The organism is Streptomyces sp. MK7 (assembly GCF_032658145.1).
GTDB classification, from domain to species: Bacteria; Actinomycetota; Actinomycetes; order Streptomycetales; family Streptomycetaceae; genus Streptomyces; species Streptomyces spiralis.
Genome location: NZ_JAVACL010000017.1, coordinates 99,715 through 112,445 on the forward strand (window position 1 = coordinate 99,715; position 12,731 = coordinate 112,445).

Consider the following 12,731-nt stretch of genomic DNA (forward strand, 5'->3'; position numbering starts at 1 on the left):
CCGGAGTGCTCTGGGCGTCGTTCGCGGAGGCCGGTTCGTCTCCGCCGTGCGCCCCCGCGGGGCGCGAGCCCGGCCGGCCACTGCTTCGCCCCTGGGGCACCGGAGCGGGCGGACTCCTGCCGGACAGGGGCAAGGGAACGGGCGCGGGAGCAGGTTCGGGATCGGGGGCGCGAGCGGCGGCGGAGGCGGCGGCCGGGACCGTGCCCGCGGTGCCGGTACCGCGCGGGATCCCGGTCCCGTGAGGCCGGCCGACGTGACAGCGGTGCCACGACGGCGCCCGCGTACGTCGCCGTGGCCGCGTCCTGTCGCCGAGCACGGCAGGAAGCCGTGGGAGGACGGGGACTGCCCCTGGTGCCGTGCGCTGCTCGGCCCGGGACTCGCCCTCGCCGAACCGGGTATCGGGCACGGGAGCGGCCGTTCCCGGTTCCGGCGGGCGGGCCTGCCGGCCTGGGTGCACCGCGCCCGCCTGGTCATGGTGCCGATGGCGGCGCTCACGGTGGTGGCCGCGGTCCTGGTGGCGCTGGCCTGACGCCCCGGACCGGCCGGCCGGCGCGGTCACCGTGCACGCTCTGCACGCCCTGCCCTGGGCGCCGCTCCTCGGTCGCCCGGGGTCCGTCTCGGTCACGGAAGCCGATGTGCACGTGATGCGAGGTGGGTACGGGGTTGTTATGACGCCAGTCATGACGCATGCTGCTCCGAAGCCGACGAACGGAGTTGATCCGGCATGACCGACGTCCTGGCACGGGCGCTGTGGGAGCGCTACGAACCGGTCCACGGCCTTGTGTACTTCGCGCCCGAGGCCCGCCGGGCGGCGGACGCGCTGGGGCTGCGCGGCTTCTGGATGGGGTACTTCGCGCTGCGCGCCGCCCCGCTCGGCGCCGTGCCCGCTCCCGTCGTCACGAGCTCCTTCTACGTCTTCCACCCGGACCGTGTGGCGCGGGCCCTGCCGGACGCCTGGCGGTACACGGCGCCGGCCGACGCCCTCGCGGCCCGGCAGGAGGCGATGGACGCCGCCCTGACCCGCCTGCTCGGCCGGGACGCCGTCACCGGTGCGCAGCTGACCGAGGCGGCGGACCTGGCGTGGCGGGCGGCCACGGCGGCCGACACCGCGGGACGGGTGCTCGGCGCCGCCAACCAGGCACTCGACCGGCCCGCACCGCCGCACGTCCGGCTCTGGCAGGCCCTGACGACCCTGCGCGAACACCGGGGCGACGGACATGTGGCCGTGCTGGTCGCCCACGGCCTCGGCCCTGTCGCCGCGATGGTGCTGAAGTCCGCCGCCGGCGAGTCCGACGCGACGCTGCTGCGGGAGACCCGCAAGTGGGACCTGACGGCCTGGCAGACGGCCGAGGACGATCTGCGCGAACGCGGCTGGCTCGCCGGGGACGGCACGCTGACCGCGGCCGGAACCGCGGTCCACACCGAGGTGGAGGCGCGGACGGACGCGGCGGCCCGGCAGCCGTGGAGCGCCCTGGGCACCGACGGCGGCGCACGCCTGGCCGATCTCCTCGAGCCGCTGGCCAAGACGGTGCTGCACACCGGCCTGGTCCCGGCCGGCAACCCGGTGGGTCTCACCGGCGCCCTGTGGAACGCCTCACCCGCCGCCACCGGGGCCGCCGGCACCGACGGCGGGTGAACTGCCCCCGGCCGGGGGCAGTCAGCGTCGGTCGGCCCCGATCGGCGTCAGTCCGTCTTCCCGCGGCCGGACAGCGCGTCCCTGATCCGGTCGACCATGCCGGCGCCCGGAGCCAGGAGCTTGTTCGCGGGCGGTGTGTCCGGGGCCGCGGGGTGCGGCCTCGTCGGGGCCGTCTTCTTGGCGGTGCGCACCTTCTCGCCGAGCTGCTCCAGGTCCTCGGGGGCCGCGGCCTGGCGCAGCTGCGGGAAGAGGTTCTGCTCCTCGTCCGTGACGTGTTCCCGGATCTCCCGCATCAGACGGCCCATGAGCTCGTCGAACCGCGCCTCGTCGGGGCGGCAGCCCTCCAGGTCCTTCATCGTCCGCTCGGCCTCCGCGTGGTCCTGGATCTCCCGGTCGGCGATCGCGTCGCCGTCCGGCACCCACCGGCGGACCGCCGGGTACAGGTACATCTCCTCGGCCACGGAGTGCCGGACCAGTTCGATCGTGGCCTGGTCCGCCAGGTTCTTGCGCCGTTTGTCGCCGGCCGGGAGGGCCTCGATCTGGGCGAAGATCTCCTCGACCTCGCGGTGGTCGGTGGTCAGTTCGTTGATGACGTCTCCGCCGTGTCCCATGTCAGCGCTCCTTCGTGTTCGAGGGTGGCGTGTCGGAGGGTGTGTCCCCCGGTGGACCGCCGGTCGGGTTCCCGCGCCGGTCCGCGCCACACCGCCGCCCGCCGCCGCGGTCGCCGTCGTACTGCGGTCCGGTGCGCGTACGCCGCTGATGACGAAGCCGCTGCGCGGACGCGCCGGAACGCGGCGCAGCGGGATCCGGAGGTCCTGGTCGGGGACGTCGTACTCCAGGCGGGCCAGGCGCACCGCGAGGGACTCCAGCAGGCCGAGCACCACCCCCTCACCGGGACACCGGTGACCGGTCCACGGGTCACCCCCGCCCTGCGGGATCAGCACGTCACGCTGGGCCGGGTGTTCCAGGAAGCGCTGCGGCCGGAAGGCGTACGGGTCGCCCCAGAGGTCCGCGTCGTGGTTCTGCCCGTAGACGTCGAGGAGCACCATGGCGCCCTCGGGAACCGGCTGCCCCTGCCAGGACAGGTCCCGGACCGCCAGGCCCCCGAGGAAGGGGGCGAACGGGTAGAAGCGGCGCACCTCGTGGGCGAAGGCGCCGGCGTAGGCGGCGTCGCCCTCGCGCAACCGTGCGCGCGTCTCGGGCCGGCGGAGCAGCGCGTGGGCGGCGAACGCGACGAACCAGCTGACGGCGGCCGTGGGACGGAGCACGTTGAGCAGCTCGACCGCGGCCGTCCGCGGTGTCAGCGACTCGCCGTCGCCGTCGCGGTGTCGGACGACCCGCTCCAGCATGGAACCGGCCGGGGCCGGGGCACGGCCCGAACGCACGTCCCGTACCAGGCGGGCCAGCCGCTCCTCCTGCCGGGCGCGGGCGCGCCGGGCACGCCAGTGGCGCGGTCCGAGGGTGGCGAAGCCGTCGACCATCGCGATCAGGTCGCGGGCCGTCGCCGCGGCCTCCGCGTCCGCGTGCGTCTCCGCATACGTCTCCGCGTCCGCTTCCGCCAGGGGGACGCCGGCCCAGCGGCAGACACCGCGCGTGAGCACCACGGCCGCCTCGTCGAACAACACGACGCGGTCACGCCGCGCCCAGCCGGCCACGGCCTCGTCCCATGCCGCCGCGGCCTCCTCGACGACGCCTGCGATCCGGTCGGCGTGCAGCAGCGGCAGGAACAGCCGCTTGCGCTCCCGGTGTTCGTCGCCGTCGAGCGTGTGTACGGCGCCCTGGCCGAAGAGCGTGTCCAGGACGGGTTCCGGGATCGCGTCGTGCCGGCGGACGTTGCGCTCGTCGTAGAAGAAGTGCACGGCGTCCGGACCGCGCACGGCGAGGGCGGGGCGGCCCATGAGCCGGGTCCGCACCGCCCGCTCGGTGACCGCCCGGGGCTGCTCTCCCGCATGCGCCCTGGCAGCCAGGCGTAGCCCCCGGCGAACAGGGAGAGCGTCTGGTCGGTCAGGGGCCGTGAGGGGCGTCCATGCCGCCCGAGTGCCCAGGGGGCCCTGCGGGAAGCACGTGCGGGATCCAGGCCCGGAACGGTCAGCAGGCGTCGGCAGACGTCAAGCGAACGTCAGCAGACGTCAGCGGACGAGCCTCAGATCGGTGATCTTGCGGGTCTTCAGGTCGGAGCGGACGTCGATCTGCGTCACCTTGGCGTCCCTGCGGTCGCTCCAGACGAGCGTCACCCTGTGGGTGGCGTGACCCGCGCCCGACCCGGTGTAAGCCACCTTCCACTTCACCGGCACGTTCTGGGCGAACAGGACTCCGTCCGCGTGCTCCCTGGCCTCGTAGGCGGCCACCCTCCGGCGGGCGTCGGCGGACAGGTAGAAGCTCTTCAGCGCCTTCAGACTCGCGCCGGCGGCCGGGTCCTCGCCGTCCCACACGGTGTCGATGTAGGTGCCGTAGAAATCGGCGACCCGCTGGGTCACCCCGCGCGGGTCGCCCTGGGCCGTGGGCACGGCGGCCGTACGGCCGGCGCCGTGGGTGGTGTGGGTGGTGCCGGTCCCGGCCAGTGCCGGCGTCACGGCGGCCAGGCAGAGGGCCCCGGCCAGGGCGGAGGCGGTGACGAGACCGCGGCGGCTGCGCACACGCGTGGACATATGGGTGTTCCCCCAGCGATTGGCGGGCCGGCTGATCCCGGCCCTGGTCGGCAGGTAAGACACGGCTCGGCACACGCCGGTTCCGAAATATCCGGAAAATTGCGCCTGTCCCGAAACGTGAAAATGGTTGTACTACATTTCGGCCGCCCACAGACCGAAGCGCATCCCCTGCGCGTCCCTTTGGCCCCTTCCCGCGGCTTCTTTTCGCCCCTTCGTGTACGCCCCTGTCGCCCTTTCGGTGGACACCCTTCCGGCCGGTCCTTCTCGATTGCGCGCCTCCGGCGCGGGAACTCGGCGAATGCCGTACACCGATACGCCCCGCGCCCACACCCCTTGGAGAGGACCATGAGTCTGCTGCGCATGGCCGGTCGCCCCCTGCTCGCCTCCATGTTCGTCGTCGGAGGGATCAACTCCGTCCGCAGGCCCCAGGACGTCGCCCCGGCCGCCGAGCCCGTCGTACGGCCGATCCGGGAGCGCATGCCGGTGCTGCCGGAGCACACCGAACATGTCGTGCGGCTGAGCGGCGGCGTGCAGGTCGCCGCTGGTGTCATGCTGGCCCTGGGGCGGCTGCCCCGGCTCTGCGCGCTGGCCCTCGCCGGCACGCTGGTGCCGACCACGGTGGCGGGACACCGGTTCTGGGAGGCCGACGAACCCGCCGAGCGCTCCCAGCAGCTCATCCACTTCCTGAAGAACCTCTCCATGCTGGGCGGCCTGCTGATCGCCGCGGACGACACCGGCGGTGCGCCCTCGTGGCTGTGGCGCGGCCGGCGCACCGCCCGTGAACTCCACCGGGAGGCGGGCCTGGTACGCCGCACCGTCCGCGCGACCGCGGGTCCGGCCGCCACGATCGGCGGCATCCGGGCCAAGCTGCCCGGCTGATCGCGGGACACACCATGAACGACCAAGGACGCTCCGCACCCTTCCTTCCGGGGCTCGCCGGGCAGAGCGGCTACACCTTGCTCGGGATCTACCTCAACGACCATCTGGCGGGCGCGACCATGGGCGCCGAGCGGGCCCGGCACCTCGCCACCGCGTGCCGGGGGTCCGAGCTCGGTACCGCGATGGCGCCGATCGCCACCGCGGTCGCCGAGGACCGCAGGAGTCTGCTGGCCGTCATGCGGCGGCTCGAACTGCCGGTGCGACGTTACAAGGTCTACGCCGGGCGGCTCGGCGAGCGGGCCGGACGGCTGAAGAGCAACGGCTCCCTGCTCCGGCGCTCGCCGCTGAGTTCCCTGCTGGAGCTGGAGCTGCTGCAGGTCGGCGTGCAGGGCAAGATCTGCGCCTGGGAGACGCTCCGGGCGCTCGCCGACCACGAGCGGCGCCTCGACCCGCACCAGCTCGACGGGCTCCTGGAACGGGCCCGGGAACAGCTGCGCACCATCGACGACCTGCGCGCACGTCAGGCGGCGGAGACGTTCCGCGGCCTGTGACCGGTATCTGCGCGGACATCACCCTGCGCGGGCATCGCCTTCGCCCACCGACGAACACGCGTCTCACCCGATCCGCCCCCGGCCATCGCGGCCATCGCCCCCGCCCTCTCACTCCCGGTCGCCGCACCGGCAGGCACAGGTGGGCTGTCCGGGCAGTCTGCGGGGGTGGCGGCGTGCGGTGCGGAAGGGGTCGCGGTGCCAGTCGAGGACGGCGATCGTCAGGGCTGCCAGCATGGCGACGAGGGCGGAGCCCACCGAGAGCGCCACGGCCTCCCGGAAGTCGCTGCCGCTCGCGCCCAGCACCAGGTAGAAGAGGCCCGGGAGGGCGGCCGTGCCCACGGCGCCGCCCAGCCGCTGGCCGGTCTGGAGGGCGCCGCCCGCCGCCCCGGCCATCCGCACCGGCACGTCGCGCAGCGTCATCGTCACGTTCGGGGAGATCACGCAGCCACTGCCCAGCCCGCCGACGAACAGGGCGGGCGCGGCGAGCCACGCGACGACGTCGGGCGGGGCGGAGCGCAGCACCAGCGCTGCGGCGCCCAGACCCGCCATCACCGTCACCATCCCCCAGACGGTCAGCAGCCGGCCCAGCCGCTCCACCAGCCGTCCGGCCACCACCGCCGCGGCGGCCGAGCCGATCGCGAACGGCGTCACCGCGAGACCGGAGCGCAGCGGCTCGTAGCCGAGGCCGTTCTGGAAGAACAGGGCGAACACCAGCCACACCCCGCTGAACCCCACGAAGTACAGCGCGCCCAGCGCCGTCCCCAGGGCGTAACCGCGCGTGCCGGTGAGCAGCCGGGGATCCAGCAGGGGCCGGCCCTCGTGTGCCGACACCCGCCGCTCCCAGAGCGCGAAGCAGGCCAGGAGAGCCAGGCCCACCGGGAACAGCCACCACAGCCGGCGCAGTCCACCGCTCTCGGCGAAGACCAGCGGCAGCATCCAGGCCAGGACCCCGGCGCCGAGCAGGGCCACGCCCGGCAGGTCGAGGCGTTCCCGGCGGCCGGGAACGACACGGGGCAGCAACCGCAGCCCCAGCAGCAGCGCGACCGCGCCGACGGGTACGTTGACGTAGAAGATCCAGCGCCAGCCCTGCGCGCCGTGCGCCAGCGCGAGGATCAGGCCGCCGGTGATCGGTCCCACGGCGCTGGAGACGCCCACCGTGGCGCCGAAGAGCCCGAAGGCCCGGCCGCGTTCGGCGCCGCGGAACATCTGCTGGATCAGCGCGGAGTTCTGCGGGGCCAGGCATCCCGCGCAGGCGCCCTGCGCGAGCCGGGCCACGACGAGCCAGGCGATCGTGGGCGCGGCGCCCGCCGCGGCACTGCACACCACGAAGGCGGCCAGGGCCCACAGGAAGATGCGGCGTCTGCCCACCGCGTCACCCAGTCGGCCCGCCGGCACCAGGACGAGGGCGAACGTGAGGGCGTATCCGGACACCACCCACTGCACGGAGGACGCCGAGGCATGCAGGTCGCGCTGCATCGACGGCAGCGCCACGGCCACGATGGTCACATCCAGCAGGCTCATGAAGCCGGTCGTCAGGGTGACCCACAGGGCCTTCCAGCGTCTGGGGTCGGCCGGGCCGGCCCGCGCGCCGCCGCGTCGGCCCGGCCGCGTGTCCCTGTCCACGAACGCTCCTCCGGTTGCGGCCCCGGCACGCACCGTTCGTCACGTTCCGGCGTGCCGAAGTGGCGCGTTCCCCTGTGGCCGGAGGTGGAACACCTCACCTGGAAAGGGCGGCGTCACTGCTCCACCCGGACAGACAGCGGCTGCCGGACGGCGACGGAGGTGTTTTCCTCGTGAGGTGAAGGCAACTCGGCCCGCGCATCCGCACAGTGCCGTCCCCCGACCGCAGCCTGCTCCACGGAACGGGAGTTCCGGATGACCACCTCACCGCACCGGACGCCCCGCTCACGGGCCCCGCGCATCGGCCTGCTGGGCTCCTACGGCGGCTACAACATCGGCGACGAAGCCGTCCTCCAGTGCGTCCTCGGCTGCCTGCGCGGCCACCGCCCCCGGGCCCACCTGGTCGTCTTCAGCCGCGACGCCGAGCACACCCGCGCCCACCAGTCGATGGCCGACGAGGTGGTGCCCTGGGAGGGCGTGCCGCAGAGGCAGGTCACCGACGTGCTCTCCGGCCTGGACCTGCTGGTCCTCGGCGGCGGCGGCATCCTCTACGACGGCGAGGCGCGCCGCTATCTGAAACTGGTGCGGGCGGCGCAGCTCCGCGGCGTCCGTACGTTCGCCTACGCGGTCGGCGCGGGCCCGCTGCACGAGGGCGACGACCGTGAGGCCGTGCGCACCGTACTGGCGGCCATGGACGAGGTGGTGGTGCGCGACCAGGAGTCGCGGCTGGTGCTGGAGGAGGTCGGGGTCGAACGGGACCTGGTCGTCACCGCCGATCCGGCGCTGCTGCTGCCGCCCGAGCCGTTCACCGCCGAGATGATGCGGCAGGAGGGCGTGCCGGCGGACGCCCGGCTGGTGGGGATGTCCGTGCGCGAGCCGGGCCGGGCCGCGGAGAAGCTGGACGAGGGCGACTACCACGCGCTGCTCGCCGACGTGGCCGACTTTCTCGTGCGCCGCTTGGACGCCCATGTGGTCTTCATGCCGATGGAACGCCACGACGTCCGCCACGCGCACGCCGTGCTGTCCCGGATGACCGCGCCCGACCGGGGCCGGATCCTGCACAGTGCCTACACGCCCGGACAGGTCCTGGGCCTGATGAGCCATCTGGACCTGGTGGTCGGCATGCGCCTGCACTTCCTGATCTTCGCGGCCGTGTCCGGCCTGCCCGTCCTGCCGCTGCCCTACGCGGGCAAGGTCTTCGACTTCGCCCGCCGGCTCGGGGCTCCGGCCCTGGTGGGCGTGGCCCGCGAGCAGGTGGGGCTGCTGCTGGCGGAGGTGGACCGGTTGTGGGACGAGTTCCCGCAGCGCCGGGTGGATCTGGGCGCCCGCGTCCGTGCCCTGCGGGAGCTGGCCGGGGAGACCTGTGCGCGTTGCGGGACCCTGCTCGACGCCATGGACCGGGAGGACGACGACAGGGTCCTCGTCGACACCCCCGACATCCCCGGGGGCGCCCCCGACAGGCCCGCGGACGCCTCCGTCAGGTCTGCCGGTGCCGGCCCCGGCAGACCTGACGGCGCGGGCAGTCCCGCCGACCCCGCCGAGCCCGGCAGCAGCACCACCCGCCTCGGCAGCCCGGCCGATCCCGTGGGCGCGGACAGCGCTCCCGTGGGCGACACCCCGGTGTCGGCGCCCCACGGACTGCACCTCCTGCGTCCCGCCCACGGGCCCGGACCGGGGTCCGGACCGGGGCCCGGGACCGGGCCAGGTGCCGCACCCGACCCGGAGCCCGGCGCCGGCGTCGTACCGGATCCAGGGGACGGCGCGGTGCGCAGCGGCGGCGCCGGGCAGGAGGCGTGATGCCTGTTCTGCGCCGCCCCGAGCAGCCGCGTACCGTAACCCTCCCCGCGCGCTCGGCCCTGCACGGGGGCCGCACGGACGTCCTGGTGGTGGGCGGCGGACCCGCGGGCACCGCGGCCGCGTGGGCGGCGGCCGAAGCCGGGGCGGAGGTGGTCCTGGTCGAGCGGTACGCCTTCCTCGGCGGCAACGCCACCGTCGCGCTGGTGATGCCGCTGATGTCGTTCCACAACGAGCACAAGCAGGCGGTCTTCGGCGAGGACGGCGCGGGCGACCGGCTGCTGCCCACCGACCACGGCGAGGGCGAACCGGTGGTCGCGGGCTTCCTGTGGCGGCTGCTGGACCGGCTCACCGCGCGCGGCGGCGGCATCCCGCCGTCCCTGGAGACCGGCTACACCGTGCCCTTCGACCCGGAGGTGTTCAAGCTGGTCCTGCTCGACCTGCTGGACGAGGCGGGGGTGCGGCTGCTGTTCCACTCCTTCGCGTCGGCGGCGCTGCCCCTGGACGACGGCTGGCGGGTGGTCTTCGAGACCAAGTCGGGCCCGGTGGTGATCGACGCGGGTGTGGTCGTGGACGGCACCGGCGACGGTGACGTGGCCGCCTCCTGCGGGGCCCCGTTCGAGGTGGGGCGCCGGGAGGACGGGAGGGTGCAGCCGATGACGCTGATGTTCCGCATGGCCGACTTCGCCCGGCCGGGGTTCTCGGAGTACGTCCGGGCCCACCCCGACCAGTGGCGGGGCGTCCACGGACTGTGGGACATGGTGCGGGAGGCCACCGAGGCAGGCGAACTGCGGCTGCCGCGCGAGGACATCCTGTTCTTCGGCACCCCTCACCCGCGCGAGCTCGCCATCAACAGCACCCGGGTCACCGGCGCGCTGGGCATCGACGTGTGGGACCTCAGCCGTGCCGAGTGGACGGCCCGGCGCCAGCTGGCCGAGATCGACCGGTTCCTGCGCTCGCGGGTGCCGGGGTTCGAGGAGGCGTACACGGTGCAGAGCGGCACCCAGATCGGGGTGCGGGAGACCCGCCGGGTGATGGGCGACTACCGGCTGACCGGCTACGACATCCTGGACGCCCGGTCCTTCCCGGACGTCGTCGCGCACGGCGCCTACCCCATCGACATCCACAACCCGGAGGGCAGCGGTACGGTCATCAGGCGCGTCCCCAGGGGCCGGTTCTACGACATCCCGCTGCGCTGTCTGCTGCCGTCCGGCACCGACCGGCTGCTCGTCGCCGGGCGCTGCATCTCCGGCTCGCACGTGGCGCACTCGTCGTACCGGGTCATGCCCATCGCGATGGCCACCGGGCAGGCGGCGGGTGTCTGCGCCGCGCTGGCCACCCGGCTGGGCCGCGGCCCGCGGGGCGTGCCGTACGCGCTGGTCCAGGAGGAACTGACGCGTCAGGGCGCCCGGCTGCGGGTGCCGGAGGGCGGTCGGCCGCCGACGGGTGAAATGAGCCGACCGGAGAAATAATGGGTGTGAGGTTCCCGGAGGGGGGTACACGCTCCGAAGCCCGTCTTGATCACGAGACGGTCACGGCAGGCCACGCATCGGCTCAGAGGGAGGACACGCACTATGGCGGTGACCACAGAGGCGCAGGCGACTCCGGCCCGGACGGAGCTGCCGGAGGTGACCGACCCCTCACAGGTCGCGCCGAGTGACGCGCGGGCGCTGTCCCGGCTGTTCTTCGAGCGGCTGGCGACCCTGGAAGAGGGCACGCACGAGCACCAGTACGCCCGCAACACGCTGATCGAGATGAACATGTCCCTGGTGCGCTACGCCGCCGGACGCTTCCGCAGCCGGGGCCCCCAGGAGATGGAGGACATCGTCCAGGTCGGCATGATCGGGCTGATCAAGGCCATCGACCGGTTCGAGCTCTGCCGCGAGGTGGAGTTCACCTCCTTCGCCGTCCCCTACATCGTCGGCGAGATCAAACGCTTCTTCCGGGACACCTCCTGGGCCGTGCACGTGCCGCGCAGGCTTCAGGAGGCGCGGGTGGAGCTCGCCCGGGCCACTGAGGAACTCGGCAGCCGGCTGGGGCGCAAGCCCACCACGCGGGAGCTGGCCGAGCTGATGAACCTGCCCGAGCAGGAGGTGGTCGACGCGATGGTGGCCTCCAACGGCTACACCTCCGCCTCACTGGACGCCGCCGTCGGCGGCAGCGAGGAAGGCGAGAGCGTCCTGGCCGACTTCATCGGCGCCGAGGACATGACCATGGAGCTCGTGGAGGACGTGCACAGCCTGGCCCCGCTCCTGGCGGACCTCGACGAGCGGGACCGGCAGATCATCCACATGCGGTTCGTGGAGGAACTCACCCAGGCACAGATCGGAGAGCGGCTGGGCATCTCCCAGATGCACGTGTCCCGTCTGCTCAACCGTCTGCTCGCCCGGCTGCGGCAGGGACTGCTCGCCACGGGCTGAGCGGACACCGGGCCTCACCGGACACCACGGCCTGGGCGCACACCGGGTCCAGGGGCCGGACGCCGCCGTCCTGGGGAGGTGGGCGGTGTCCGGCCCCGCTCCGTGCGCCCACCGAGGCGTGGCGGGGAGGTGGTCGAGCGTCCGGTGGGTCAGCGGCCGGCCCGGGTACCCGTGCGGCCGTCGCCGACCAGGGTCTGCTGGGCGTGCGGGACCACGCGCGTCAGCCGGATCACGCCCCACGCGATGAGCCCGGCCCCCACCAGCTCCGGCAGCAGCCACACGCCCGTACGGACGTGCTCGCCGAACAGCATGACGCCCAGCAGCAGACTCACCGTCGCGTCGCCGATGGTCAGCGCCGGCTGGGAGGCCGCCAGCGACCCGGCCTGGAGGGCGTTCTCCAGGAGCAGCAGCGAGCTGAGGCCGACGACGGCGAACCCGTAGGTCTGCCAGGTGGTGAGGAAGGCATCGAGTCCGTCGGCGTCCAGCACGCCGCTCGCGGACTTCAGCATGGCGGCGGTCAGGGCGTTGCCGATGGCCGCGGCGGCGGCCAGGACGGCGGCCCGGAAGAGCGGGGGACGCCCCGGGCGGGCCAGGACGACCGCCGCGGCCATCGCCCCCAGGCACAGGATGAGCGCGGGGACCCAGCGCACCATGGACGCCTGGTCCTTGGAGCCGGAGGGCGAGGCCGCGACCAGGACCAGCACCAGACCGCAGACGACGCCGGCCACGGCCCACCATCCGGCGCCGGGCAGCCGGCGGTGCATCAGGGCGCCGGCGGCCAGCAGGGCGAACGGCAGTTCCATGATGAACAGCGGCTGCACCAGCGCCATCGGCCCGTTGACCAGCGCGAGCGCCTGGAACATGGCCGAGGCGAGCACTCCGCAGATGCCGGCCAGCCAGACCGGCCGCCGCGCCAGGGCGAGCAGCAGGCGCAGTCCGCCGCCCTGCGCGACGGTGGAGGCCGCCTTGCGCTGGAAGGCGGTGCCCATCGCGTTGCTGGCCGCCCCCAGGACGGCGAAGCCCACGGCCAACCCGATCACAGCTCCACCATGCCCGACGGAACGCGTCCCGTCCTGCCGCGGCGTCGCCACCCATCACGGCGACTTTGCCAACCCATAATCGAGCCTTATGACCTCATAGACCGGACCCCCGTACCAACTTAGGTTTGCCTTAATTTAGGGTT

At 73.8% G+C, this 12,731-nt stretch carries 11 protein-coding genes and 1 pseudogene; 7 read left to right on the top strand and 5 right to left on the bottom strand.

Annotated elements, in window-relative coordinates; genetic code table 11:
• Nucleotides 1-262 precede the first annotated feature (262 nt).
• Complete coding sequence (locus tag R2S09_RS20160) at nt 263-529, top strand: hypothetical protein (protein WP_316742441.1); 267 nt, start codon at nt 263-265, stop codon at nt 527-529.
• A 195-nt stretch (nt 530-724) separates the two neighbouring features.
• Complete coding sequence (locus R2S09_RS20165) at nt 725-1,636, top strand: SCO6745 family protein (protein ID WP_306189112.1); 912 nt, start codon at nt 725-727, stop codon at nt 1,634-1,636.
• A 47-nt stretch (nt 1,637-1,683) separates the two neighbouring features.
• Here R2S09_RS20165 and R2S09_RS20170 read toward each other — a convergent pair whose 3' ends face one another.
• The 3 genes and pseudogenes from R2S09_RS20170 to R2S09_RS20180 form a co-directional block, all read right to left on the bottom strand.
• A complete protein-coding gene (locus R2S09_RS20170) occupies nt 1,684-2,247 on the bottom strand; it encodes a hemerythrin domain-containing protein (RefSeq protein WP_306189194.1) in 564 nt (187 codons plus the stop codon).
• Nucleotides 2,248-2,343: 96 nt separating this feature from the next.
• Nucleotides 2,344-3,587: pseudogene (locus R2S09_RS20175) on the bottom strand (cytochrome P450); the annotation flags it as partial.
• A gap of 178 nt (nt 3,588-3,765) precedes the next feature.
• A complete protein-coding gene (locus R2S09_RS20180; RefSeq protein WP_306189111.1) occupies nt 3,766-4,284 on the bottom strand; it encodes a hypothetical protein in 519 nt (172 codons plus the stop codon).
• Between the two features lie 345 nt (nt 4,285-4,629).
• Here R2S09_RS20180 and R2S09_RS20185 point away from each other — a divergent pair, with 345 nt between their 5' ends.
• A complete protein-coding gene (locus R2S09_RS20185) occupies nt 4,630-5,163 on the top strand; it encodes a DoxX family protein (RefSeq protein ID WP_306189110.1) in 534 nt (177 codons plus the stop codon).
• 14 nt (nt 5,164-5,177) lie between these two features.
• Nucleotides 5,178-5,714 (top strand): hypothetical protein, encoded by a 537-nt coding sequence (locus R2S09_RS20190; protein ID WP_306189109.1) that lies wholly within the window; start codon nt 5,178-5,180, stop codon nt 5,712-5,714.
• A gap of 108 nt (nt 5,715-5,822) precedes the next feature.
• On the opposite strand, the gene R2S09_RS20195 is transcribed toward R2S09_RS20190, so the two are convergent.
• Nucleotides 5,823-7,337, bottom strand: coding sequence for an MFS transporter (locus tag R2S09_RS20195; RefSeq protein WP_316742443.1), 1,515 nt, complete (start codon nt 7,335-7,337; stop codon nt 5,823-5,825).
• Nucleotides 7,338-7,589: 252 nt separating this feature from the next.
• On the opposite strand from R2S09_RS20195, the gene R2S09_RS20200 reads away from it, so the two are divergent.
• The 3 genes from R2S09_RS20200 (at nt 7,590) to R2S09_RS20210 (ending at nt 11,548) form a co-directional block, all read left to right on the top strand.
• Nucleotides 7,590-9,131 (top strand): polysaccharide pyruvyl transferase family protein, encoded by a 1,542-nt coding sequence (locus R2S09_RS20200; protein WP_316742444.1) that lies wholly within the window; start codon nt 7,590-7,592, stop codon nt 9,129-9,131.
• Nucleotides 9,131-10,600 (top strand): FAD-dependent oxidoreductase, encoded by a 1,470-nt coding sequence (locus tag R2S09_RS20205; protein ID WP_306189107.1) that lies wholly within the window; start codon nt 9,131-9,133, stop codon nt 10,598-10,600. Before R2S09_RS20200 ends, R2S09_RS20205 begins: the two co-directional genes overlap by 1 nt.
• Nucleotides 10,601-10,702: 102 nt before the next feature.
• Entirely contained in the window at nt 10,703-11,548 is an 846-nt protein-coding gene (locus R2S09_RS20210) for an RNA polymerase sigma factor SigF (RefSeq protein WP_306189106.1), read from the top strand.
• Nucleotides 11,549-11,697: 149 nt separating this feature from the next.
• Here R2S09_RS20210 and R2S09_RS20215 read toward each other — a convergent pair whose 3' ends face one another.
• Nucleotides 11,698-12,588, bottom strand: coding sequence for a DMT family transporter (locus tag R2S09_RS20215; RefSeq protein ID WP_316742446.1), 891 nt, complete (start codon nt 12,586-12,588; stop codon nt 11,698-11,700).
• Nucleotides 12,589-12,731 lie beyond the last annotated feature (143 nt).

Bases quoted from the DNA above. Each gene is read 5' to 3' on its own strand.
- R2S09_RS20165 (WP_306189112.1), top strand. From the start codon at position 725: ATGACCGACGTCCTGGCACGGGCGCTGTGGGAGCGCTACGAACCGGTC.
- R2S09_RS20170 (WP_306189194.1), bottom strand. From the start codon at position 2,247: ATGGGACACGGCGGAGACGTCATCAACGAACTGACCACCGACCACCGC.
- R2S09_RS20180 (WP_306189111.1), bottom strand. From the start codon at position 4,284: ATGTCCACGCGTGTGCGCAGCCGCCGCGGTCTCGTCACCGCCTCCGCC.
- R2S09_RS20185 (WP_306189110.1), top strand. From the start codon at position 4,630: ATGAGTCTGCTGCGCATGGCCGGTCGCCCCCTGCTCGCCTCCATGTTC.
- R2S09_RS20190 (WP_306189109.1), top strand. From the start codon at position 5,178: ATGAACGACCAAGGACGCTCCGCACCCTTCCTTCCGGGGCTCGCCGGG.
- R2S09_RS20200 (WP_316742444.1), top strand. From the start codon at position 7,590: ATGACCACCTCACCGCACCGGACGCCCCGCTCACGGGCCCCGCGCATC.
- R2S09_RS20205 (WP_306189107.1), top strand. From the start codon at position 9,131: ATGCCTGTTCTGCGCCGCCCCGAGCAGCCGCGTACCGTAACCCTCCCC.
- R2S09_RS20210 (WP_306189106.1), top strand. From the start codon at position 10,703: ATGGCGGTGACCACAGAGGCGCAGGCGACTCCGGCCCGGACGGAGCTG.